The following is a 23,151-nucleotide window of genomic DNA, read 5'->3' on the forward strand; positions in this document are numbered from 1 at the left end:
TCACTCCGTGGTGATCGAACGGTGGCGCCCCCTCAAGCTGGACTAGACCAATTGTGGGTGTCAACGATTACCGGCCGGTACCCCTGTGAAAGTGCCGCCCAACTGCCGCTGAAGTGCCGCCTGTTGAACGTGGAATGGCGACCGTTGGACAAGGAAAACGGCCGGCACCGGGCCTCGGTGAGGCGCTCGGTGCCGGCCGGAGAGACGGGCCGCAGGCGGGGGCAGCGGACGTGGGGCCGTGCGGTTCAGCCCGCGACGACGGCCTCCGCCGCCGCCACACCGCACACGCGGGCGGCGCCGTGGGTGGCGATGTGCAGCGCGCCGCGCGGCGGGGCCTGTGGTACGCCCATCTCGACCACGACGGTGTCCGGGCGGGCGGCGAGCAGCGTGTCGATGGCCGAGCCCATCCAGGCGTGCCGGTGCTCGTCGCGGACCACGGCGACGACCCGGCGGCCGCCCGCTGCCGCGAGGGCCTCCCGGCCCGCGTCGGGCCCGGTGAAGGAGCCGGCCGTGCTGCCGGGCAGCAGCCGCCGCAGCTCGGCGGCCACGCCCCAGGGGGTCTCGTCACCGACGGCGATGTTCGGGGCCGGGTTGAACCGGGCGACGTGGACCGGTCCGGTGACCGGCGCGGCGGAGCCGGCCCGGGTGACGGTCAGGGCGCGGCGGGCCGCGACCAGGCCGACCTCCGGTGCGGGTACGGCGGTCTCGGCGTCCTTCTTGGTGTCGGCGGTCCACCGCGCCAGCTCCCGCACCCGGGCGGCCGCGTCGGCCAGGCGTTCCTCGGGCAGTTCCCCGGAGCGTACGGCGGCCACGAGCGCGTCCCGCAGGTTCAGCACGGTGGCCTCGTCGCACAGGCCGCCGCCGACGCAGATCGCGTCGGCGCCCGCCGCTATCGCGAGGACCACGCCGTGCTCCAGGCCGTACGTCCCGGAGATGGCACGCATCTCCATGCCGTCCGTGACGATCAGCCCCTGGTAGCCGAGTTCGCCGCGCAGCAGCTCGGTGAGGATCCGGCGGGAGAGGGTGCCGGGGCGCTCGGCGTCGAGGGCGGGGACGAGGATGTGCGCGCTCATCACGGCCCGGGTGCCGGCCGCGATGGCGGCGCGGAAGGGGGGCAGTTCGCGCGCGTAGAGGGTCTCCGCGTCCACGTCGATGCGCGGGACCGCGTGGTGCGAGTCGACGTTGGTGTCGCCGTGGCCGGGGAAGTGCTTGGTGCACGCGGCGACGCCGGTGGACTGCAGGCCCTCGACCCAGGCGGCGGTGTGCCGGGCCACCAGGTCGGTGGCGGCACCGAAGGAGCGCACGCCGATGACGGGGTTGTCGGGGTTGGCGTTGACGTCGGCGGAGGGCGCCCAGTCGAAGTTGACGCCGCAGGCGGCCAGCCGGCGGCCCAGCTCGCGGGCCACCTCCCGGGTGAGGCCCGGGTCGTCGACGGCGCCGAGGGCGTGGTTGCCCGGGAAGGAGGAGCCGCTGCGCACGTCCAGGCGGGTGACGTCGCCGCTCTCCTCGTCGATGGCCACCAGCAGGTCGTCCCGCTCCGCGCGCAGTTCGGCGGTCAGCGCGGTGACCTGCTCCTCGGTGACCACGTTGCGGCCGAACAGGGCGACGGAGGCGAGTCCTTCGCCGAGGCGGCGGCGCACCCAGTCCGGCGCGGTGGTGCCGGCGAAGCCCGGCTGCAGTACGGCGAGAGCGTCGCGGGTGAGGGTGTCGGGCCCAGTGGTGAGTGTCGTCATCGGGGGCGTCATCCCTTCACGGCGCCGTCGGTCAGACCGCTGACAGCCTTGCGTTGCAGGAAGATGAAGAGGATCAGGACGGGCAGCGCGAACAGGGACGAGGCGGCCATCGTGGCGCCCCAGTCGTCACCGAAGGCCGTCTGGAACTGGGACAGCCACAGCGGCAGGGTCTGCTTCTCGATGTCCTTGTTGAGGATCAGGACGAGCGGGAACTCGTTCCAGGCGGTGATGAAGCCGAACAGCGAGGTGGCCATCAGGCCGGGCGCCAGCAGCGGGAAGATCACCCTGACGAAGGCCTGGGGCCGGGTGCAGCCGTCGACCATCGCGGACTCCTCCAGCTCCTTCGGTACGGCGGCCACATAGCCACGCAGCGTCAGGACGGTCAGCGGCAGCACCATGACCGCGTAGAAGACGGTGAGCGGGACCAGGCTGTCGAGCATGTCGTTGTCGCGGACCAGCAGGTAGATGGCGATGACCATGACCTCCCAGGGCGCCATCTGCGCCAGCATGAAGGTCACGACGAAGCCGCGCCGGCCCTTGAACCGCATCCGGGCGAGCGCGAAGGCGGCGAACAGGGCGATGACGAGCGACAGGAGAACCGCACTGACCGTGACGGTGACGGAGTTGAGGACCAGGGTCCAGAAGTGGTCCGCGTCCACGGCCTTCTTGAAGTGGCCGAAGGTGAGGTCGGTCGGGAACCACACCGGGTTCTCGGAGATGATGTCGCCGGTCGGCTTGAAGGCCGTGGCGAACATCCAGTAGACGGGGAACACGAAGCCGACGAAGAGGATGACGGCGGTCGCGTTGGGCCAGAAACGGCCGAAGACCGAGCGCTTCACAGCTCGTCCTCCTCTTGCTTGAGCACCATGCGCAGGTAGTACGAGGTGAGGGCGAGCAGCACCAGGATGGTCAGGAAGGAGATCGCCGCACCGACGCCGAAGTGCTGGTTGCCGACGCCCTCGACGAAGGCGTAGATGGGCAGCGTCTCGGTGAGGCGGTCGGGCCCGCCCTCGTTCATCGCGAAGATCTGCGGGAACGCCTTGAAGACCCAGATGACCTCGAGGAAGGTCGTGGCGTACAGGAAGGGCCGCAGGAACGGGAACGTCACCGAGGTGAAGCTCTTCCACGCGCCGGCGCCGTCCAGGGACGCGGCCTCGTACAGCTCCCTGGGGATCGTGGTGGTGGCGGCGTACAGGTTGATCGCGACGAACGGGATCGACTGCCAGACGATCAGCAGCGTGACCACGGAGAAGGTGGAGAACTGGGTGCCGAGCCAGTTGTAGTCGGCCATGGAGTGCCAGCCGAGCTTGTCCAGGACCCAGTTGACGACGCCGAAGCGCTGGGCGAACAGCCACTGGTAGACGGTGGTGGCCGCGATGACGGGCATGGCCCAGGCGAGGACGAGACCCAGCAGGAGCAGCAGCCGCATCTTCTTGCCGAGCCGGGCCAGCAGCAGTCCGATCAGGGTGCCGAGCAGCATGATCAGGACGACGTTGGCCGCCGTGAAGACCACCGAGCGCTCGACGACGTGCCAGAAGTCCGAACCGGTCAGGACCTCTTTGTAGTTGTCGACGCCGTTCCACTCGGTGAGGTGCTGGATGAGCTGCCGCGGGTTGAGGTTCTGGAACGACAGCATGCCGTTCTTCACCAGGGGCCAGCCGAGCAGGATCAGGGTGGCCAGCAGCGCGGGCAGCAGGAGCAGATAGGGGGCGGCGGCACTGCGGCGGGACGGGGACCCGGGGCCGCGGTCCTCACCCGTCGGCGGCCCGGGTGTCCGGGCCTTGCGGACAGCGGGCTCCCCGGCCGTGTCCGTGCCTTCGGTCTGCACTGACATGAGTTGCCATCTCTTCCGTGGCGGTTCTGGCCGTACGGCCGTACGAACGACTGAGCCGGGGGCGTCCTCGGGGCCTGCCCGGCGGATCATGCCGGAATCGCGGGGCCTGGCACGTCCATCTGCAGCGTTGTCGTCGGTTGCCGACGCTCCGCGTCGACGCCCTCCTCCGCCTTGCAGCTGGACGCACCAGCCCCCGCTCACCGGTGCTGATGAGGCACCCTTGCCTCGAGCCGGCCTGATCCGCCGGACAGGCCCTGGACGCCCCCGGCGCGGGTCATCAGTTCTGCTGGGCCAGGCGCTTGTTGATCTCGCCCTCGACCTGCTTGGCGGCGTCCGCCGGGGACTTACCGTTCAGCACCGCGGTCATGTAGGACTTGATCGGGTTCGGGGTGTTCTCCACCGCGGCCCACGAGGGGATCAGCGGGGTGGTCCCACCGACCGCGGCGGCGGGCGCGGCGGCCTCGGCGACGGCGTTGCCCTTGAGGTTGGTCTCCAGGGACTCCTTGTTCGGGATGACGCCGTTGAGCTTGGCCAGCTCGCCCTCGTACTGGTCGGACAGGGCGATCTTCAGGAACTCCTTGGCCAGCGCCTGCTTCTTGCTGCCCTGGGCGACCGCGAGGTTGGAGCCGCCGAGGAAGACGCCCTCGGGCTTGCCGGCCGTCTCACCCGGGACGGTGAAGTAGCCCAGGTCCTTCTCGATCGCCTTGTTGGCGGTGACGGCGGTACCGGCCTCCCAGCCCATACCGATGAAGGCGCCGGTCTTGCCCTTGGCGAAGACCTCGGCCTGCTGCGGGGTGGCCTCGTCCTTGTCCTTGGGGGCCTTGGAGTAGGAGGCGTACTTCTTGTAGATCTCCATGGCCGCGGCGACCTTGGGGTCACCGAGGTTGGAGACGTACTTGTCGCCGTCCTTCTTCACCAGGTCGGCGCCCTGGCCGATGGTCAGGCCGTCGAAGAAGTACCAGTTCTGGCCGGGCAGGTAGAGCGGCTCGGCGTCGGTCTTCTTGCCGATGGTGTCCAGGTCCTTGAAGAACTCGTCCCGCGTCTTCGGGGTGTCCTTGATGCCGGCCTTGGCCCAGATCGCCTTGTTGTAGATGACGACGCGGTTGGCGAAGTACCACGGGGCGGCGTACTGCTTGCCGTCGTAGACGGAGGACGCGGAGACCGCCGGGGCCCAGTCCGAGCCGATCTCCTGCTTGAGGTCGCCCAGTTCGGCGAGGCCGCCGGTGGCGGCGTAGGCCGGGGTCTGGGTGTTGCCGACCTCGATGACGTCCGGCGGGGTGGACTCGGAGAGGGCGGTGGTGATCTTCTGCTGGATCCCGTCCCACTTCTGGATCTCGAACTTCAGCTTGGCGCCGGTCTTCTTCTCGAAGGCGGCCTGGACGTCCTTCGACCACTGGGGCGGCGCCGAGCCGTCCATCGTCCAGACGGTGAGCGTCTGGCCCTTGAAGCTGTCCGGCCCTGCGGCCTTGCCACTGTCCTTGTCGTCGTCGCCGCACGCCGAGACGGAAACCATCATGCCCGCGATCACGATCGCGGCAGCAAGCTTGCGCTTCACGCCACCCTCCTCAGGGATGCCACTAATCCCCCCACGCCCTCTGCGGTGACCTGCGCACGACGCTGTTGCACGTAGGGCTCGGGACCTGGCCACTAATGGTGTAGACCAGTACGGTGGAGCTTGGCCTAGACCTTTTGGCGTGTCAAGGGTGGTTCGGGAAGGCGATCCCGGCCGTTACGAGAAAGTCACCGGAGTGCGTCCGTCCCCTTTTGCGCGGTGCGCCGCACGGCTCCGCACGGCGCGCCTGCTGGACTAGACCTCCTACTCCAGTTGGACTAGACCATAGGTCCGTTGGTCGCTATAACGGGAGCCCACCCACACAGCCGGGAAGGCAGGCATGGCCACCGACGTCAGCAGCGCCCAGCACCCCACGGGGACGCCCGGCCGCGCCGCGCGCGTGCCGAAGTACTACCGGATCAAGCAGCAGGTGCTGGAGATGACGCAGGCGCTCGAGCCAGGCTCGGCCATGCCCGCGGAACGCCTGCTCGCCGTCCGGCTCGGCACCTCGCGCACCACGATCCGGCAGGCGCTGCAGGAACTGGTCGGAGAGGGCCGGCTCGACCGCATCCAGGGCAAGGGCACCTTCGTCGCCCAGCCCAAGCTGTACCGGACCCTCCAGCTCACCTCGCACACCGAGGACATGCGCGCCCAGGGCCTGGAACCCGCCTCGCAGATGCTGGACATCGGCGAGGTCCCGGCGGACGCGAAGCTGTCGGACCTCCTCGGCATCGAGGTCGGCGAACGCGTCCTGCGCATCGAGCGGCTGCGGCTCGCCAGCGGCGATCCCATGGCGATCGAGACGACCCACCTGTCCGTACGGCGCTTTCCCGGACTGCGCCGGTGGCTGGACACGTACCCGTCCCTCTACACGGCCCTCGCCGAGGTGTACGGCGTCCATCTCGCGGAGGCCGACGAGACGATCGAGACCTCGCTGTCGACCCCGCGCGAGGCCCAGTTGCTCGCGACCGACGTGGGCCTGCCGATGCTGCTGCTGTCCCGGCACTCGCGGGACGCCGGGGGGACACCGGTGGAGTGGGTGCGCTCGGTCTACCGGGGCTCCCGCTACAAGTTCGTCGCCGCCCTGCGCCGGCCGGCAGGCGGCACCTCGGTCGTGCCCGCCCGGGAGAACGGGTGACGTTCCCGCATCCCTCCGGGCCCGCGCCGAGCCTCGGCGTCGCGCTGGTGCGGGCGAGGGAGGCGGCCTGTCTCACGCAGGACGAGCTGGCTGTGCGGTCCGGGCTGAGCGTGCGGGCCATACGGAATCTGGAGACCGGGCACACCGCCCGGCCCCGCAGGCAGTCGCTCGTGCTGCTGGCCGAGGCGCTAGGGCTGGCGCCCACCGAGGTGGGGCGGCTGTTACGGCTGCCCCGGGGTGAGCAGCCGCCCGCGCCGACCGGCTCCTCGGTACCGGCCGAGCTTCCCCCGGCCCCCCGGCACCGCCTCGTCGGCCGGGAAGAGCTGGCGGACGAACTGACGGGCAGTCTTCCCGGTCAGGGCGGACCCGCGGTCATCGTGGGACCCCCGGGCGCCGGGAAGACCTCCCTGGTCCTGCGCACCGCCCACGCGGCGCGCGACCGGTTCCCCGACGGCCAGGTCTTCGTCGACCTGCACCCCACCTCCTGTCTTCCCTTCACCTCCGACCAGTTGGTCCGTCGCGTCCTGCGGTCCCTCGGCCAGGCTGCCGGCGCCCAGAGCCCGGAGGAGGCGCGCGCCCGGCTGCGGGACGCACTCAGCAGACGGCGGGTGCTGGTGGTCCTCGACAACGTCGTCAGCGAGGCGCAGGTCCGTCCGCTGCTCGTGGACGGCGGACGCAGTGCCGTCCTGGTCGCGGCGCGCCGCGAACTGCCCGCGCTGCGCGGGACGTCGTGCCGCCGGATCGGCACACTCGGCCGGCGGGACGCCGGCCGGATGCTGGAGGAGCTGGTGGGTTCGGCACGCACCCGGGCGCAGCGGCCGGCCGCGCTCGACATCGTGCGCTACTGCGGTCGGCTGCCGCTCGCCCTGCACATCGCCGGCCTGTGGCTCACGGCGCGCCCGCACCGGTCGCTGCGGGACCTGGCGGACCGGCTGGCGGACGAACGGGACCGGCTGGGCACGCTGTCCGTCGGGGATCTGTCCCTGCGGGCGAGTGTGGCCGCGTACTACCGGCCCCTGTCACCCCCGCTGCGGACCTCGCTGCACCAGCTCCGGCACCTGACGGGCGGCTTCGGCGTCGAGGAGATGCTCGCCCGGGTGACACCGTCGCGGCGGCTCGCCGTGGACCTGCTGGAGGAACTGCTGCACCGCCAGATGATCCAGGCCGGCGAGCGGGACCGGGACGGCCGGATCCGCCACCACCTGCACGACGCGGTGCGCCTGTACGTGACCCACGGCGCCTGACCCGCTCAGTCCAGGAACGCCGTCTCGATCCAGCGGCGTACCCCCCGGGGACGCATCCGGTGCAGGCCGTCGACGGTGTCGGCCACCTGCTGGGAGCCGCCGACCGACAGGAACTTCTCCCGCACCAGGTCGGCGTGGCTCGCCCGGGTCTCCGGACCGGCGGCGCCCACCGGGATCAGCCGGGTGCGGGAGAGGGTACGGCCGTCCGTCAGCCGTACGGTGACCCGGGCGCCGGTGGCCTTGGTGGACCGGGAGAAGTCCCGGTCGTCGGCCTGCAACGCACCGACCAGGTCCACGAGTTCGTCCCCGCCGAAGCCGCGCAGCCACGGCACGGCCAGCTCCCCCGCCTCACGCACGGCCTCGCCGAACGGCGCGTCGGACAGGAACAGCTCGCGGGTCATCTCCGTGTCGTGCTCCAGCCGGATCCGCTGGGCCAGCGCCCAGCGGTCCGGGTCGTCCAGGTACGGCGAGGAGAAGTCGTCCACCGAGAACTCGCCGGTGAGCAGGGTGGTGGCCACGGGATAAGGCACGTCGAGGACCAGTGCGCCCAGCGGGGAGCCGGGGCCGGTGACGTACTGGGCGGCCCGCTCCCCCGCGAACAGCGTGTACAGGGAGGCCTCGACGACCACCTCGGCGACGTCCTCGGGCCTGACCGGACCGAGTTCCCGGTGGATCTCGGCGGCGCAGTCCACCGCCGCGTCGATGCCGGGCCCGCCGGGGTGCATCTTGAACGACAGGGTGTCGGTGTGCCAGCGGCGGCCCAGCCCCTTCGCCACCGCCTGCGGCAGCGGCACCGTCGCGAAGCGGGCCAGGAAGCCGTCGCCGTGCTCCATGATGTCGGGCGCCCCGCGCAGCCCGGCGTACGCCGCGTCGCAGGCGTCCATCGCGGTGCGCACCGGCGTGAAGGTGTTGAACAGGCGGGCGTCGCTGGCGAGGAAGGCGCGCATCAGCGGCCAGTTGGGCATGGCGAAGGCCAGCCCGAAGGCGTTCTCGAAGAGGGCGGCGGGGGCCCGGTCCGCGTGCAGGCGGCCCGCGACCGCGCCGGCCAGGTGGGTGTGCACGGCGCTCTGGCCGCGCAGCGGCCCGAGGGTCGCGGAAGCGGTGATGCGGGCCGCGCACTCGTTGGCCGCGACCACAGCGGTGAGCAGCGAGAGCCCGTCCAGCCGGCGGGCGTAGGCGAAGGCGAGCGGGACCGCGACCGTGGAGTTCGACAGGTGCCCGGCGTACGCGGTGTCGTCCAGGTTCAGCCAGGAGCCGAGCGCGGCGAAGACGCCCGCGGCCTGCCGCGGGTCGCGCTGCATGGGGTGTCCGAAGGCGGCGACCAGCTTTCTGCCGAGGGGGTGCTGGAGACCGGCCCGGATGGAGGCGATCTGTGACAGCACCTGGCTCGCGGCGAGCTTCAGCACCCGGCACGGGATGTGCTGCGGGCGCAACGTGGCGGCCCAGTGGGAGAGTTCGCGCAGCGGGGTGTCGGCGGGCGTGCGGCCGCGGGGGGCCCGGGGCAGGATCTCGGCCTGCTCGGTCCAGTCGGCGCACAGGGCCCGGGCCACACTCTCCCCGAGGACAGTGGTCATGAGGCGGCTACCTTCCTTGCCGTGCGTGCGTCGGGAGCGGAAGCGTGCGACGGGTGCGGGAACGCGCATCGGGAGGGGAACACGAGCACGGGAGCACCGTTGGCCCGGTGCTCCCGCGGTGTGGCTGGGTCCTAGGCGGCGGGGACCTTGTCCAGGAAGCCGTAGACGCCCTGGATCCTGCCCTCGTCGTCGGTGACCAGGACGTCGAAGCCGATGGCGATCGGCTCGGCGCCCGGCTCGGTCACCAGGCCCCACTGGAAGCGGGCCTGGTTGTGGTGGGCGTCGACGGCACCGTGCAGCTCGAAGGTGAGGCCCTTGAACTGGTCGCGGGCGCCGGCCACCACGGCCCCGAAGCCCTCGTGACCCTCGACCGCAGCGAGCGGGTCGATGTACGGGGCGTCGGCGGTGAACAGCTCGGCGATGGTCGCGGCGCGCTTGTCGGCGTCCGCCTCGTTCCAGATGTCGAGGTAGCGGGAGACGGTGGTGGTCAGGTCGCTCATGCGGGCGTTCTCCTCTGTGACGTGCTCTGACGTGTTCTTCGGACAGGTGGCTTCGTGCGGGCTTCAGGGGGTGGCCGGCGCCCAGACCGGGAGGGCGGCGGGGAGCACCTCGAACGTGGCCGAGGCGCCGATGCCGTGCTGGTACTCGCCGTCGTGCTCCAGCGGCAGCCGGTGGCCGTCGGTGCGCTCGACGGTGATCCTGCGGCCGCGCGCGTACACGGTCGCCCGGTGGTCCATGTGCGCGGCGTTCAGGGTCAGTCCGGGCACATCGGCCGCGGCGATCTCGCCGCCGATCACGCAGACGTCGAGCAGTCCGTCGTCGAGCAGCGAGTCCGGCAGCACCAGGAACCGGCCGCCGCGGTACCGGCCGCCGCCGACGTTGGCGAGGACCGTGGGGCCCTCGTGCACCACGCGGCCGTCGACGGTGACCCGGCCCGGGTAGGGCGGGTAGCCGGCGGCCGTGTCGGCGAAGGCGCGGGCGTAGCGCTCGCGTCCGGTCAGCGGCAGCTCCCGGGCGGTGATCAGCGCATCGGCGATCACGCCCGAACAGGCGCCCAGATAGACGTAGTTGCGGGTCTCGGCGAGGCGGGCCAGGTCCAGTCGGCGCAGGCGGGCGCTGCCGCCGATGCCGTAGTCGGTCAGGACCGCCTTCAGGGACTCGCTCCAGGGCCGCTCGCCCCACAGCATCTTGTACCCGGAGTTGCCGGTGCCGCCGGGCACCACCGCGAGGGTGGCGTTCCCGGTGACGGGCACCAGTCCCTGGACGGCCTCCCGGACGGTTCCGTCGCCGCCGATCACGACGACCAGGTCGGGTGCCCCGGCGGGCCGCTGCAGGGCCCGGCGCACGGCGACCGTGGCGTCGCCCGGTCCGGTGGTGAGGTGCACCTCGGTGCGCTCCAGGCAGGAGGCGCACAACTGGCGCACCTCCTCGACCAGTTCGGGCGAGTGGCTGCCGGATGCGGGGTTGCCCAGGACGAGTGCCCGGGTGGGAGCCGGGGCTGCGGTGTCTGCCATGGCGGGCGTACTCCTTCGTCGGACGGCACCGGAGACCCGGCCTGCTGTGCGCCCCGGCGGCGCGGCGATCTCCACTCTGCCGGGGGGCGCTGTCGCGGGGCTGACGTGGCGCTGACGCGGCAGCAGGGGGGCGGAAACGCGAACGTCCGGCCCCTTGTGCAGGGGCCGGACGCGGCGGCAGCGGCGCGTGTCACTCCTTGGCGAAGGCCAGCAGGTCTGCGCTGAGGCGGTCCGCGTGGGTCGCGAACATGCCGTGTGCCGCGCCCTCGTAGGTGCGGAACCTGCTGCCGGGTCCCGTGGACGACCAGGGTCGGCACCCGCACCGCGGCCGTCTCCGCACGCTGGTCGGTGGTGAACAGCGTGCGGTAGATCTCGATCCCGGCTCTCGGCGAGGTGTTCGGGCACATGCCGATCAGCCAGTCGGCGAGCTGCCCGGCGAGCGGCAGGTTGTCCGGGTCCGGGGCGGGGCCCGCGAAGAACGGCCAGGTGAGTTCGGACAGCCAGGCGGCCCGGTCGGTACGGATGGCCCGCTCCACCTGCTCGATCAGCCCGGGTTCGAGTCCGTCGGGGTTGTCCGGGGCGCGCATCAGGAGCGGCGTCGTCGAGGCGACCAGGGCCAGCCCGGCCACCCGGGCGGTGCTGTGGCGGGACAGGTGGCGCACGCACTCCCCGCCGCCCACCGCGTAGCCGACCAGCACGACGTCCCTCAGATCGAGGTGGTCGAGCAGGTCGGCGAGGTCGCCGGCCAGGGTGTCGTAGTCGTATCCGGTCCAGGGGATGTCCGAGCGGCCACTGCCGCGCCGGTCGTAGATGACGCAGCGCAGCCCGTTCCCGGCGAGGAACGGCGCCTGGAACTCCTACATGCGCGAGTCCGCCATGGCCGCGCCGAGCAGGACGACGGGCCGTCCGTCGCCCCGGTCGCTGTAGTGCAGCCGGGTCCCGTCCCGGGTGGTTCCGCCGGCGGCCGTAGAGGTCGCCGAGCCGGCCGCCGGTGATCAGGCCCGCGGTGAAGGCCACGCCGTAGCCGACGACGATCATCTGGGCCTGTGCGGCGGTGGCGTGCAGGTCGGCCTTGATGGCGGGGACGGCCACGTCGGCGATGAAGAAGTCCAGCACCGTGATGAACGTCCCGACGAGGACCACCAGGAGGGCACCGGCGGAAGGGGCGGCAGCCGGTGTGCCCACGGGGATCGTCCTCTCACGCCCTTCCACCGCGGCTTCCGGGCTTGCTTCAGAAGTCATGACGACTCCGTTTCCTGACCTTCCTTGTGGGTTGTGGGTGCACCGGCGGGATGCACCGGTCACCAGGTCACGGGAAGACGAGTCACCCCGTGGAAGACCGTCCCGCGGCGGAACAGCGCGCGCGGGTCGGCCGCGAGGCGGAGGTTCGGGAAGCGGCGCAGCAGGGAACGCAGGGACAGCTCCATCTCGAGCCGGGCCAGCGGGGCGCCCTGGCAGTAGTGCGGGCCGAAGCCCCACTGCAGATGGCCGCTGGTGTCGCGGTCGGGGTCGATGCGGTGCGGACAGGCGAAGACGGACTCGTCGTGGTTGCCGGCGGGCACGGAGATGACGACGGCGTCCCCCTTCTCGATCGCCACGCCGCCGAGTTCCAGGTCTTCGACGGCGAGGCGGACCGTGGCGTCCTGGGAGATCGACCAGTAACGCATCGATTCCTCGATGAAGTTGGGGATGCGCGCGCCGTCGTCGGCGGCGACCCGGGCGCGCAGCTCGTCGTCGCGCAGCAGGGCGAGGATGTTCAGGGCGAGCTGGTTGGTGGTGGTCTCGTGGCCCGCGACCAGCACGAGGCGGGCGATGCCGACGAGTTCGTCCAGGGCGAGGGCGCCGGTCGCGTGGTAGGTGACGGCGAGCCGGCTGATCAGGTCGTCCCCGGGAGCGGCCAGCTTGCGCAGCGCCAGCTCGGCGAGGTACTCGGACATCTCCACGTAGGCGGCCTGGGAGACGGCCGGGTCCTCCTGGGACATGACGGCGTGGGTCTTCTCGACGAAGAACGGGGAGTCCTCTCCCGGAACGCCCAGGAGGCGTGCGATGACGAGGGTGGGCAGCGCCCGGGAGAAGACGGCGTGCAGGTCGGCCGGCTGCGGCCGGGCGGCCAGTTCGTCCAGCAGCTCGTCCACCAGCCGCTGGACCGGCTCGCGCAGCCGCTTGACGCGGTGGGCGGTGAACTCGGTCTGGATCATGCCGCGCAGTCGCGCGTGCTCGGGGTCGTCCAGGCGAAGGAACGAGCTGGGGTTGCCTCCGGGCGTCACCTGGATGCGCACGGGGGCGCCGGGTAACGTCTCGTCGGCGCTCAGCCGCGGGTCGGCGAGAGCCTGTCGTACGTCGGCGTACCGGGTGACCAGCCAGGCGAGCCGGGACTCCGCTGCTCCCGCCGGGAGCCGGACCACGCAGGGGGGCGCCTTGCGCAACGCGGCCAGCAGGGGCGGCGGGGTACCGTCCTCGGTCCGGGCGAAGGGCCAGTCCAGGACATCGGTGTGGTGCGCGAGTGACATGTTCGTCCTCCGGGTTCGGGGGGCAAAGGTGATCCTCGGCACCGGCTCTCTTTTTGCGCTGGACACGGTGGGGGCCCGGGCGGGCGCCCCGGGCGGGGCCGTGGAAGGGGAATCTCTCCCTCCGGGCCGTGCGCGGACGTAGTACGCCACCCTGGCGCACTGCCCTGACACAGCGCTGACACGGGTCCCTGCCGGGGCCCGTGCGAGTCGGTGGAGGGAGTTGCTAAGGGGTGGCGGGGGTGTGAGTCATGACGGGTGTTCTCCTCACGTCGGACGCACCGGTGGTCGACCGGAGCGCCGGTGGGCGCGAGCGGTAGTAATGACTTTGCCAAGGAGAACTGACCCGGGGCTGATCTTGGACTGACGTGGGCCGGTCGGCCGGTTTCCCGCGGAGGCGCACCTCCCCGACCGGCACGGCCGGACTCGGTGCGGGGTGTGTGCCACGCGCGGCGGGGCGCGGGACGGCACCCGGAAACGGTCCTCGGGTCGCTGTCCCGCGCCCCGCCGGCGCGGCCTCGCGGCTCAGCCCGCGACCGTGGCCACGGTCCGCTGCAGCCGGTGCGCGAAGTGCGCGGTGACGGCCCGGGCGTGCGTGTCGATGTAGAAGTGGCCGCCCTCGTACTCGTTGTGGCCCAGGTAGGCGGGGGTGCGGCCCGCCCAGTGGGACATGGCGTCGGGGGCCTCCTGGAGCGGGTCGCTGCGGCCGCCGTAGGAGGCGAGCGGGCAGGTGACGCCGGCGCCGTCGTCCGCGTAGTCCCCGGCGACCCTGAGGTCGGCGCGGAGTGCGGGCACGACCAGGGCGAGCATCTCGGGGTTGTCGTAGATCTCGGCCGGGAACGAGCCCAACTTCTTGATCCATTCGACCAGTTCGGGCTCCGGCATCCGGCTCTGCTCCTCCGTCGGCTGGAAGAAGCCCACGGGCGACCAGCCGGACATGCCGACCATCACCGGAGCCGGTCCGCCCTCCTCCTCCATCCGGATCGCCAGCCGGAACGCCAGCTGGGCGCCCAGGCAGTGACCGAAGAAGGCGAACGGCCGCTCGTCCAGATCGTTGAGCACCGCCTCGTGCAGGGCGTCCAGCAGCGGCGAGAACCGCTCGTGGGTCTGCTCCTCCCGGCGGTTGTGCCGGCCGGGCAGCGTCACCGCCTGCGGCGAGATGTCCGGGGGCAGCAGGCGCTCCCAGTCGCGGTAGATGATGGCGCCACTGCCCGCGTGGGGCAGCAGGAACAGCCGTATCGAGGCGTCCGGCGAGGGCTCCACGGGGTGGAACCAGTGCCCCTCGCTGGACATCTGGCTGCCGACGGTACCGGTGGCGGTGGTCACGACTGCGTACTCCCAACGGTGGTGGACGGTCCGAGGGCGCGTACCGCGGGCAGCAGTACCTCGGCGATCTCCTTCAACTGCGGCTCGGGGTCCAGGGATCCGATCCGTACGACCAGGTGCCGGGCGCCGGCGCGGACGTAGCCGCCGAGCCACTCGGCGCACTTCTCGGCGCTGCCCCAGGCGTAGGCCTGGATGGTCCGCATCTGCTCCAGGGATCGGCCGTAGTAGTGGCTGATGTAGTGCTCGAGTTCGGCGCGGGCCGCCCGTTCACCGGCGTTGACCGTGACGGTCGCGTACAGCGCGGGTGTCACCGTCCGGCCTGCCTCCTCAGCGAGTTCCGCGAGGCGGCGGCGGGCGCGGGCGTAGGCGTCGACGTCCGGGAGGAAAGGCAGCCAGCCGTCGTACCGGGTCGCCGCGCGGGCCAGGATCCTGGGGGTGTCGCTGCCGGCGAGCCAGAGGGGCGGGCCGCCGGGGATCGCGGGCGCGGGGAGGCGGTCGAGGTTCTCCGCCTGCCAGAACTTCCCCTCGAACCCGGTCGGTTCGCCCTTCGTACCGGAGCGCCAGGCGGTGCGCCACAGCGCGGTGATCTCGTCGAGGCGGCTCACCCGGCCCTGGAAGGAGGCGCCGACGGAGGCGAACTCCTCCTCGGTCTCGGCCATGGGGAAGCCGGAGCCGAGGCCGAGGATCAGCCGGTCGGCGGCGACATGGCTGAGGCTCGCGACCATGTTGGCGCCGATCAGGGGATGGCGCAGGGCGGGGGTGAGGGCGGCGGTCCCGACCGCGATGTGCCGGGTGGCCGCCGCGGCGGCCGACAGGACGACGAGCGGGTCCAGGCGGGGCCGGGCGGTCAGGGAGTCGCCGGCCCACAGGGAGTCGAAGCCGAGGGCCTCCGCCCGGCGGGCGAAGTCGAGCAGGGGAGCTGCCGCGTAGGTGCCGTTGATGGCTTGCTCTCGGGTGGGAAGGAGGATGCCGATCCGTGGTGAAGTCACACTGCACTCCCAAGGGGGTCCCTGGCCGGTGTCGTCAGCTGCTCCCGTACCGCGCGGCGCAGGATCTTGCCCGACGGGTTGCGGGGCAGGGAGTCCGTGAAGTGGTACGTGCCCGGGATCTTGTAGTCGGCGATGCGGCCCCGCAGGGACAGCAGGAGTTCCCGGGGTGTGGCGGTCGCGCCGGGCCTGAGCACCACGACCGCGTGCACGCTCTCGCCCCAGCGGTCGTCCGGGAGTCCGACGACCGCGGCGTCGGCGACGGCCGGGTGCGCGGCCAGTGCCTTCTCGACCTCGGCCGGGTAGATGTTCTGCCCGGCGACGATGATCGTGTCGTTGATGCGGTCGCACAGGTGGAGGTAGCCGTCCTCGTCGAGGTATCCGGCGTCGCCCATGTGCAGCCACTCCTCCACCAGGGTGCGGGCGGTGGCCTCGGGCAGGTTCCAGTAGCCGAGCATCCGGGAGGGGGTGCGGACGCAGATCTGGCCGATGGCGCCGGGCGGCAGGGTCTCGCCGTCGGGGCCGATCACCTTGATCTCGTTGCCGGGGCAGGGCCTGCCGACCGAGGTGAGCACGGTGCTGCCGGGGTGGTGCACCTCGGGCGGGAGGCAGACGGCCACGCTGCCGGTCTCGGTGCTGGCGTAGATCTGCGCGAACGCGCAGCGGTAGGTCTCCAGGCACTGCTTGAGGAGCGTTTCGGACATGGGGGCGGCGCCGTAGGCGATCTTGCGCAGGGAGGCGAACGCCTCGGGGCCCGCGCCGCGTTCGGCCGCCATCGCCTGGAGCATCGCCGGGGCCGCGAAGGTGGTGGTGACCCGGTGCTCGCGGATGAGCCGGACCGCTTCCTGCGGGTCGAACTGCGGCATGATCACGTTGGTTCCGCCGGCGTTGAACGTGTGCAGGAACCAGCCGATGCCGGCCACGCCGAAGCCCGGCAGGGAGATCAGACCGACGTCTTCGGGCAGCCAGTCGATCCAGTCCACGCCCTGCTCGCGGCTCGCGTGCGGCAGCGTGAAGAAGCTGCGGTGGGCGAGCACCGCGCCCTTGGGCAGGCCGGTGGTGCCGCTGGTGTAGATCTGGATGACGGCGTCGTCCGGGCCGGTGCCCGGGGTGAGGTCGGTGTCGGGCTGGTCGGCGGTCCAGGCCGGCAGTCCGGCGCCGCGGGCGGGTTCGCCGTCGGTGTCGGTGCCGTCGACCCGGATCACCTTGCGCAGTCCGCGCAGTTGGTGGCGGACGGTGGCGACGGTGTCCCAGAACTCGTCGTCGACGAAGATCAGGGCGGCGCCGGAGTCGCGCAGGATGTGGTCGACCTCGTTCGGGGTGAGCCGCCAGTTGACCGGCACCAGGACCGCGCCCGCCTTGGCGCAGGCGATCATGACGAGGTAGTAGTGCGCCGACTCGCGGCCCAGGTAGGCGACCCGGTCGCCGCGTCCGACCCCGCCGGCGCGCAGGGCGTGCGCGGCGCGGTTGCTGTCGCGGTGGAGCTTCTCGTAGGTGGTGACGCGGCCCTCGCAGATGATCGCCGGGTGGTCCGGGCGGCTTCCGGCGTGGGCCCGGGAGGCGTGGTGGAGCGTCCAGCGCTCCCTCGGTGTGTCAGTCATCGTGTTTCCCGTCCCTGGGGGGCGTCCTTGCGAAGACGCCCCCCAGCTCTGTCACGCTGCCGGTACCGGGCCGAGCTGACCGTCGACGAACTGGGCCAGCGCGCGGACCGTGGGGTGGTCGTGGGTGAGGGAGGCCGGCAGGGGCAGCCGGAAGGTCTGCTCCAGTGCGGCCTTGACCTGCTGGGCCATCAGGGAGTCCAGGCCCAGCGACATGAACTCGGTGGACAGGTCCAGCTCGTCCCCCTCCTCCAGATGCAGGACGGCGGCGACCTTCTCGCGGACCACGCCGGTGACGGCGGCCAGGCGTTCGGCCTCGGGCAGCGCGGTCAGCGCCGTGAGGTCGAGCCCGGTGCCGTCGTCGTCGGGGGCCTGCCGGGCGAGCCGGTCGTAGAACAGGTCGCCGGTGACGCTGCCCGCCACATAGCGGTCCCAGTCGAACTCGCCGACGATCCGCTGGGTGCGCGGCCGCCCCCACAGCCGGGCCAGGGTGTCCAGGGCCCGGGTCGGGGAGAAGAAGCGGACGCCGCTGCGTTCGATCTCCTGGCTGAGGTGCTCCTCCAGCCGGGCCGACATGCCGACCCGGGCCCAGGCGCCCCAGTTGACCGAGAGCCCCGGTACCCCGCGCCGGCTGCGCCACTCGGCGAGCGCGTCGAGCCCGGCGCCGGCGGCGGCGTAGTGGCCCTGCGTGGCGCCGCCGAGGACGGAGGCGATGGAGGAGTAGGTGACGAAGAACTCCAGCTCGGGGAAGGACTCCTCGGCGGCCTCGTGCAGCAGCCAGCCGCCGTAGGCCTTCGCCGCCAGCTGGGCGTCGATCGACTCCCAGGTCAGTTCGGAGACCAGCTTCTTGTCGTAGGAGCCGGCCGCGTGCACGATGCCGCCGAGCGGGTACGGCCCGGCCGCCAGGTGCCGTACCAGGCGCTGGACGTCTTCCGCGCGGGAGATGTCGGCGCGTACGACGTCGAGTTCGGCGTCGGCGGCGAGGTCCGCGAGGACCGGTGAGGCCTCCTCGGCTGCCCGGCCGCTGCGGCTGACCAGGGTCAGGTGCCGGGCGCCGAGGGCGACCAGCTTGCGGGCGGTGACCAGGCCCAGGCCGCCGAGACCGCCGGTGACCAGGTAGGTGCGGTCGGCGCGCAGCCCGGCCGGGCCCTCCTCGACGCGGTCGGCCCGTTCCCCGGCCGGGTCCTCGGGGAGCGTCACCCAGGCACGTCCGGCGGGGTCGGACAGGGCGGTGCGCAGGGCCTCGCCGGTCTCGTCCAGCCGGAAGCGGGGCGCGGTGTCGTCGGAGCCGGTGGCGTGGACGACGGCCACCGCGGGGACGGTGAGCGTGGAGCGGAACGTGCCGTCGTGGCGGACGAGGACCTCGTCGCCGGGTGCGAAACCGGTGCCGGCGGCCGCGGCGAGGACCGCGCCGCGGGCCAGCCGGCCGAGCAGCGGCGGCGGTTCCTCCTCGGCCGCGTCCGCCTCCGAGCGCTCGGCTCGGCCGGTGTCGAGGGCGGTGCGGGCGTCCTCGGCGGTCAGGCCTACGGTGTGCACGCGGACCTGGACCTCCTCGGCCCCGGGCGCCCGCTCGGTGACCGCGGCGAGCGCGAGGTCGGACAGGTCGCCGGAGTCGGGGGCCCGCAGTTCGAAGCCTCCCCTCCAGGTGAGGCTCTCGTCGCCGGCGAGGAGCCGGCGCACATAGCGGCGGCCGGGGCGGTGGGCGACCTGGTACTCGCCGGGCGGCTCGCTGCGCCACTCGTCGGCGAGCGGGGCGAGGCCGCTGCCCGGGGCGAGGTCCACCAGGGTCGTCCGGTACTGCGGGTACTCGGCCAGCAGCACCCGGCCGAAGCCCCACAGGGTGGCGGCGCCGAGGTGCCCGCCGTCGCCGGCCGGGTCGCCGGGCAGCCACTGGGCGCCCTCGGTGACGAGCCACAGCCGGGGCGGCCGGGGCGCGCCGGAGGCGTCCAACGCGCCGGTCAGGGTGAGCAGTTCGCGGTAGTTGTCCTCGCACTCGGCGCGCAGCCGGCCGGCGGACATCGGCGCCGGGTGCTGCCGCCAGACGCGGCAGACGTCGGTGACGGTGGGGTCCTCCAGGGCGGCCTTGAGGTCGGTGAGTTCGGGCAGCCAGGTGACTTTCAGGCCGGGCTCGGCGGCGAGTTCGGCGGCGCGGACCGCGGACGGGTCGAGCAGGACGACGTGCCGGGCCGGCGCGTGCTCCTTGGCGGGCAGCGCCCGGCGCACCCAGTCGGGGCGGTGCAGGAACTGGCGGCGGCCGCCGCGGCCCTCGGGCCGGGCCATGCGGACGCCCAGCAGCTCGGCGACCGGGTCGCCGTTCTCCAGCAGCAGCACGTCGGCCAGGCGCCGGTCCTGCTCGCCGCGGACCCGGGCGAGGACCCGCAGCAGCTCGCCGCGCGGCTTGCGGAAGTGCCGTACGGAGGCGATCTCGCGGGGCACGAACACCGGCCCCTCGGGGTCGAGGACGACCAGGGCCTGGACGGCGGCCTCCAGCAGCTCCGCCGGGACGTGCTCGACGGCGGTGGCGTCGCGGCCGGTCAGCTCGCCGGTGACCAGCCCGTCGCCGTGGCGGGCGGCGCGCAGCAGCAGGCGCATGCGGGGTCCCTGCGGGCGGCCTACGGAGGCGAGGTCGGTGTAGATGTCCTCGTCGTCGATCTGCTGTCCGGGCGGGGCCAGGGTGGCGTCCAGCTCGGCCAGTTCGGAGACGGGGACGAGGGGTTCGCGTTCGGCGGCGACGACGGCGGTGGCGTGCAGGTTCTCCTCGCCGCCGACGACCGTGAACACCTCGACCTCGGCGCCGCCGCCCGGGCGCGGCCGCCAGCGGGTGGTCAGCGCGGTCACGGTGTCGGCGGGCAGCTCCAGCGGGGCGAGCAGCAACAGGTCCCGGACGGCCGAGCGGGCGTGGCCCTGGACCGCGTCCTGCACGGCGAGCAGCAGGTCGACGTAGGCGCCGGCCGGCAGGACCGTACGGCCGCCGTCGGCGAGGTCGGCGAGTGCGCCGAGTTCCTCGGTGGTGAACTCCGCGGTGAACTCGCGCACGCCGCTGGCGAACCGCTCCTCGGTGCCGAGCAGCAGGTGGCGTGCGGTGCCGTTCGCGGTGGAGCGGCGGGGCGTGACGGAGGGCAGCCAGTAGCGCTTGCGCTGGAAGGCGTACGTCGGCAGGTCCACCCGGGCCGGCGAGGGGTGGTCGGCGTGGTAGTCGGCCCAGGAGACGCCGAGCCCGGCGGCGTAGTAGTCGGCGAGCGCGGTCAGGGTCGTCGCGGTCGTGGTGTCGCGGCGGCGCAGGCCGGCCAGCCAGAGGTGGTCCTCGACGGTGACACTGCGCCGGGCGAGCGCGGTGAGCCCGGCCTGCGGGCCGACCTCGATCAGGGCGTGCCGGCCGCGCTTGGCGACGGCGCGGATGCCGTCGAGGAAGCGGACGGGTTCGCCGATGTGCCGCACCCAGTAGTCGGGGTCGCCGATCTCGCGGAACCGGGCGAGGCGTCCGGTGACGTTGGAGATGAGGCTGATCCTCGGCTCGTGGAAGGTGATGCCGTCGAGGGCGGCGCGGAAGTCGTCGTAGACCTCGGCCATCAGCGGGGAGTGGAAGGCGTGCGAGACCTTGAGGCGGTCGACGCGGACGCCCCGGTCGGCGAGGATGCCGACGACCTCGTCGAGGGCGGCGGTGGCGCCGGAGATCACGGTCTGGTCGGGGGCGTTGATCCCGGCCAGGGCCAGGTCGGCGCGGCCCTCCAGCAGCGGGGCGACCTCCTCGACGGGCGCGGCGACGGCGGCCATGCCTCCCTCGGTGCGCACGGCCTGCATCAGCCGGGCGCGGGCGGCGACCAGCTTGACCGCGTCGGCCAGGCCGAACAGGCCGGCCACAGCGGCGGCCACGACCTCGCCGATGCTGTGCCCGATGAGCACGTTGGGGCGCACACCCCAGGCCATCCACTGCTGGGCGAGGGCATACTCCAGGGTGAACAGGGCGGGCTGGGTGTACTCGGTGCGGTCGATCGCCTCGGGGTCGGCGGCGGTGCCGAGCAGCAGGTCGCGCACCGAGCGGTCCAGGTGCTGGGCGAACAGCAGGTCGCACGCGTCCACTTGGGCCCGGAAGACGGGCAGGGCTTCGTAGAGGGCGGCGCCCATGCCGGCGTACTGGGAGCCCTGGCCGGTGAACATGAAGGCCGTCTTGCGGATTCCGGAGGGCCCCTCGTGTTCCTGCTCGGCGGCCCGGTCCAGGAGCTTGGCCAGCACTGCGCGGTCGGTGACCGGCGCGGCGATGCGGTAGGGGTGGTGGGTGCGGGTGGTGTTGGTGCTGTGGCAGAGCGCCGACAAGGGCTGCTCTTCCACCAACTTCCGGTATTGGACGGCCAGTTCGCGCAGGGCGGTGGCGTTCTTCGCCGACAGGGTGAACACCGGTGCGGCCCCGCCCTCGGAGAGCTTCTCGGCCGGCTCGGGCGCCTGCTCCAGCACCACCGCGCCGATGGTCCCGGCGAACCCGAAGCTGTTGACGACCGCGCGCCGTACGTCGGCCTTCCAGGGCTCGCACGCGGTGGGCACGCGCACCGGGTAGAGGTCCCAGGGGATGCGCCCGGACGGGGTGTCGAGGTTGATGTGCGGGTAGATCGTGCCGGATCGCAGCTGCAGCACGGTCTTGATGACGCCGACGATGCCGGAGGCGGGCTCCATGTGACCGAGGTTGGTCTTCACGGAACCGACCAGCACCGGCCGGTCCTTGGTGTGGGAGTCGACGAACACGTCACCGATGGCGCCGAACTCGATGGGGTCGCCGAGCGGAGTGCCGGTGCCGTGCGCCTCGACGTACTGGATGTCCTCGGGCGCGAGACGGGCCGCGGCCAGGGCGCTGCGGATGACCTTCTCCTGGGCGGGGCCGTTGGGCACGGTCAGGCCGGCGCTGTCGCCGTCCTGTCCGACGGCGGTGCCGCGGACCAGGGCGAGGATGCGGTCGCCGTCGCGTTCGGCGTCGGAGAGCCGCTTGAGGACGACGATCCCGCAGCCCTCGGCGCGCGCGTAGCCGTCGGCGGCCTCGTCGAAGGTCTTGCACTGCCCGTCCGGGGCGAGCATCTGCGCGTTGGAGAACATCACAGGGATGCGCGGGTGGTGCAGGGCGTTGACGCCGCCGCACAGCGCGATGTCGGTCTCGCCGCCGCGCAGCGCCTGCACCGCGAGGTGCAGGGCGACCAGCGAGGACGAGCAGGCGGTGTCGACGCTCATGCTCGGGCCGCGCCAGCCGAGGAAGTACGAGAGGCGGCCCGACAGCGGGAACATGGTGATGCCGGACGCCAGATGGCCGTCCAGCTCCTCGTACGGCAGCGAGTCCAGCTCCAGTGCGTAGTCGATGGAGCTGGCGCCGATGTAGACGCCGCCGTTGCCGCGGCGCAGCGGCGCCGGGTCGATGCCCGCGTGTTCCAGGGCCTGCCAGGCGGTCTCCAGCAGCAGCCGCTGCTGGGGGTCCATGTACCGGGCTTCCTTCGGGGAGATGTTGAAGAAGCCGGCGTCGAACAGGTCGATGCGGTCCAGGAACCCGCCGCCCGAGGCGATGATCTTGCCCTTGTCGTCAGGGCCCTCGGGCGTGAACGCGTCGACGTCCCAGCGGTCCCGGGGGATCGGCCCGATTCCGCTGCGGCCCTCCTTCAGGAAGGCGTCGAACTCGTCGGGCGAGCCGCTGCCGCCGGGGAACCGCAGACCGATTCCGACGATCGCGACCGGCTCGGGCGCCTGCGCTGATTCCGTACGCGGCATGGAACGACTCCTCAAGCTTCCTGGATGGCCTGGGTCAGGTGGTCCACGAGGTGGGCGATCGTCGGCTCGTTGAAGAGCACGTTGACGTTGATCGACAGGTCCAGGAGCTGCTCCAGGCTCTGCCGTATCTCGGTCAGCCGCAGCGAGGTGAGGCCGAGATCGAAATAGCTGACGTCGAGGGGAAGATCCTCGGAATCGTCCATGAGGAGCACGGCCTTGAATTTCACCAGGACGATTGACTCGATTTCTTCGGCGAGTTCACTGCGCGGCAGATCGCGCAATCGCTGGATCGTGCTGTCGACAGGTGGCATGCGGTCATGCAAGCAGCGCGGGCTGACACCCCGCTGACGGCCGGAGTACAGCCCCGTTGGCCGGATCAGCGCGGTCAGTCACGTGTCAGCGC

The 23,151-nt window shown here is 72.3% G+C and carries 16 protein-coding genes and 2 pseudogenes; 3 read left to right on the plus strand and 15 right to left on the minus strand.

Annotated features, from left to right (window positions below):
• Positions 1-245 precede the first annotated feature (245 nt).
• The 4 genes from ABZ471_RS27520 to ABZ471_RS27535 all read right to left on the minus strand — a co-directional run bounded on the left by ABZ471_RS27520 (position 246) and on the right by ABZ471_RS27535 (position 5,122).
• Complete coding sequence (locus tag ABZ471_RS27520; protein WP_359069925.1) at positions 246-1,733, minus strand: glycoside hydrolase family 3 N-terminal domain-containing protein; 1,488 nt, start codon at positions 1,731-1,733, stop codon at positions 246-248.
• A gap of 8 nt (positions 1,734-1,741) precedes the next feature.
• On the minus strand, positions 1,742-2,572 hold the full coding sequence (locus tag ABZ471_RS27525; protein WP_359069927.1) for a carbohydrate ABC transporter permease: 831 nt from the start codon (positions 2,570-2,572) through the stop codon (positions 1,742-1,744).
• Positions 2,569-3,567, minus strand: coding sequence for a sugar ABC transporter permease (locus ABZ471_RS27530; RefSeq protein WP_359069928.1), 999 nt, complete (start codon positions 3,565-3,567; stop codon positions 2,569-2,571). The genes ABZ471_RS27525 and ABZ471_RS27530 overlap by 4 nt, the downstream gene beginning before the upstream one ends.
• Before the next feature lie 277 nt (positions 3,568-3,844).
• Positions 3,845-5,122, minus strand: a complete 1,278-nt coding sequence (locus ABZ471_RS27535) for an extracellular solute-binding protein (protein WP_359069929.1) — start codon at positions 5,120-5,122, stop codon at positions 3,845-3,847.
• 337 nt (positions 5,123-5,459) lie between these two features.
• On the opposite strand from ABZ471_RS27535, the gene ABZ471_RS27540 reads away from it, so the two are divergent.
• Both ABZ471_RS27540 and ABZ471_RS27545 read left to right on the plus strand, forming a co-directional pair.
• A complete protein-coding gene (locus ABZ471_RS27540) occupies positions 5,460-6,257 on the plus strand; it encodes a GntR family transcriptional regulator (protein ID WP_359069931.1) in 798 nt (265 codons plus the stop codon).
• A complete protein-coding gene (locus tag ABZ471_RS27545) occupies positions 6,254-7,501 on the plus strand; it encodes an AAA family ATPase (RefSeq protein WP_359069933.1) in 1,248 nt (415 codons plus the stop codon). Before ABZ471_RS27540 ends, ABZ471_RS27545 begins: the two co-directional genes overlap by 4 nt.
• 5 nt (positions 7,502-7,506) lie before the next feature.
• Here ABZ471_RS27545 and ABZ471_RS27550 read toward each other — a convergent pair whose 3' ends face one another.
• From ABZ471_RS27550 to ABZ471_RS27560, 3 genes are all read right to left on the minus strand, one after another.
• Complete coding sequence (locus tag ABZ471_RS27550) at positions 7,507-9,075, minus strand: MmgE/PrpD family protein (RefSeq protein ID WP_359069935.1); 1,569 nt, start codon at positions 9,073-9,075, stop codon at positions 7,507-7,509.
• A gap of 131 nt (positions 9,076-9,206) precedes the next feature.
• Complete coding sequence (locus ABZ471_RS27555; protein ID WP_359069936.1) at positions 9,207-9,575, minus strand: nuclear transport factor 2 family protein; 369 nt, start codon at positions 9,573-9,575, stop codon at positions 9,207-9,209.
• A gap of 63 nt (positions 9,576-9,638) precedes the next feature.
• Complete coding sequence (locus ABZ471_RS27560; protein ID WP_359069983.1) at positions 9,639-10,589, minus strand: diacylglycerol kinase family protein; 951 nt, start codon at positions 10,587-10,589, stop codon at positions 9,639-9,641.
• 405 nt (positions 10,590-10,994) lie between these two features.
• Here ABZ471_RS27560 and ABZ471_RS27565 point away from each other — a divergent pair, with 405 nt between their 5' ends.
• Positions 10,995-11,276 carry a hypothetical protein gene (locus tag ABZ471_RS27565; RefSeq protein WP_359069987.1) on the plus strand — a complete coding sequence of 94 codons (282 nt, stop codon included), beginning with the start codon at positions 10,995-10,997 and terminating at the stop codon, positions 11,274-11,276.
• Here the strand turns inward: ABZ471_RS27565 and ABZ471_RS27570 are convergent.
• The 8 genes and pseudogenes from ABZ471_RS27570 to ABZ471_RS27605 all read right to left on the minus strand — a co-directional run.
• Positions 11,222-11,413: pseudogene (locus ABZ471_RS27570) on the minus strand (alpha/beta fold hydrolase); the annotation flags it as partial. The gene ABZ471_RS27565 and the pseudogene ABZ471_RS27570 overlap by 55 nt on opposite strands.
• A gap of 142 nt (positions 11,414-11,555) precedes the next feature.
• Positions 11,556-11,831: pseudogene (locus tag ABZ471_RS27575) on the minus strand (MFS transporter); the annotation flags it as partial.
• A gap of 59 nt (positions 11,832-11,890) precedes the next feature.
• Entirely contained in the window at positions 11,891-13,099 is a 1,209-nt protein-coding gene (locus ABZ471_RS27580) for a cytochrome P450 (protein WP_359069938.1), read from the minus strand.
• Positions 13,100-13,621: 522 nt separating this feature from the next.
• Entirely contained in the window at positions 13,622-14,389 is a 768-nt protein-coding gene (locus tag ABZ471_RS27585) for a thioesterase domain-containing protein (protein ID WP_359069985.1), read from the minus strand.
• Positions 14,390-14,418: 29 nt separating this feature from the next.
• Positions 14,419-15,411: an LLM class flavin-dependent oxidoreductase gene (locus ABZ471_RS27590; RefSeq protein ID WP_359069940.1), complete on the minus strand. Its 993-nt coding sequence runs from the start codon at positions 15,409-15,411 to the stop codon at positions 14,419-14,421.
• On the minus strand, positions 15,408-17,009 hold the full coding sequence (locus tag ABZ471_RS27595) for a fatty acid--CoA ligase (RefSeq protein ID WP_359069941.1): 1,602 nt from the start codon (positions 17,007-17,009) through the stop codon (positions 15,408-15,410). Before ABZ471_RS27595 ends, ABZ471_RS27590 begins: the two co-directional genes overlap by 4 nt.
• A gap of 51 nt (positions 17,010-17,060) precedes the next feature.
• Positions 17,061-22,748 carry an SDR family oxidoreductase gene (locus ABZ471_RS27600; RefSeq protein ID WP_359069942.1) on the minus strand — a complete coding sequence of 1,896 codons (5,688 nt, stop codon included), beginning with the start codon at positions 22,746-22,748 and terminating at the stop codon, positions 17,061-17,063.
• Between the two features lie 11 nt (positions 22,749-22,759).
• The gene (locus ABZ471_RS27605; RefSeq protein ID WP_145884114.1) at positions 22,760-23,059 is read right to left on the minus strand and encodes an acyl carrier protein; all 300 of its coding nucleotides are present in this window, start codon (positions 23,057-23,059) and stop codon (positions 22,760-22,762) included.
• Positions 23,060-23,151 lie beyond the last annotated feature (92 nt).

Origin of the sequence: Streptomyces sp. NPDC005728 (assembly GCF_040630895.1) — a bacterium.
Classification (GTDB): Bacteria; Actinomycetota; Actinomycetes; order Streptomycetales; family Streptomycetaceae; genus Streptomyces.

Coding starts and splice junctions, on each gene's coding strand:
- ABZ471_RS27540 (WP_359069931.1), top strand. CDS start 5,460: ATGGCCACCGACGTCAGCAGCGCCCAGCACCCCACGGGGACGCCCGGC.
- ABZ471_RS27565 (WP_359069987.1), top strand. CDS start 10,995: ATGCCGATCAGCCAGTCGGCGAGCTGCCCGGCGAGCGGCAGGTTGTCC.
- ABZ471_RS27595 (WP_359069941.1), bottom strand. CDS start 17,009: ATGACTGACACACCGAGGGAGCGCTGGACGCTCCACCACGCCTCCCGG.
- ABZ471_RS27585 (WP_359069985.1), bottom strand. CDS start 14,389: ATGTCCAGCGAGGGGCACTGGTTCCACCCCGTGGAGCCCTCGCCGGAC.
- ABZ471_RS27605 (WP_145884114.1), bottom strand. CDS start 23,059: ATGCCACCTGTCGACAGCACGATCCAGCGATTGCGCGATCTGCCGCGC.
- ABZ471_RS27520 (WP_359069925.1), bottom strand. CDS start 1,733: ATGACGACACTCACCACTGGGCCCGACACCCTCACCCGCGACGCTCTC.
- ABZ471_RS27580 (WP_359069938.1), bottom strand. CDS start 13,099: ATGTCACTCGCGCACCACACCGATGTCCTGGACTGGCCCTTCGCCCGG.
- ABZ471_RS27530 (WP_359069928.1), bottom strand. CDS start 3,567: ATGTCAGTGCAGACCGAAGGCACGGACACGGCCGGGGAGCCCGCTGTC.
- ABZ471_RS27600 (WP_359069942.1), bottom strand. CDS start 22,748: ATGCCGCGTACGGAATCAGCGCAGGCGCCCGAGCCGGTCGCGATCGTC.
- ABZ471_RS27550 (WP_359069935.1), bottom strand. CDS start 9,075: ATGACCACTGTCCTCGGGGAGAGTGTGGCCCGGGCCCTGTGCGCCGAC.
- ABZ471_RS27560 (WP_359069983.1), bottom strand. CDS start 10,589: ATGGCAGACACCGCAGCCCCGGCTCCCACCCGGGCACTCGTCCTGGGC.
- ABZ471_RS27555 (WP_359069936.1), bottom strand. CDS start 9,575: ATGAGCGACCTGACCACCACCGTCTCCCGCTACCTCGACATCTGGAAC.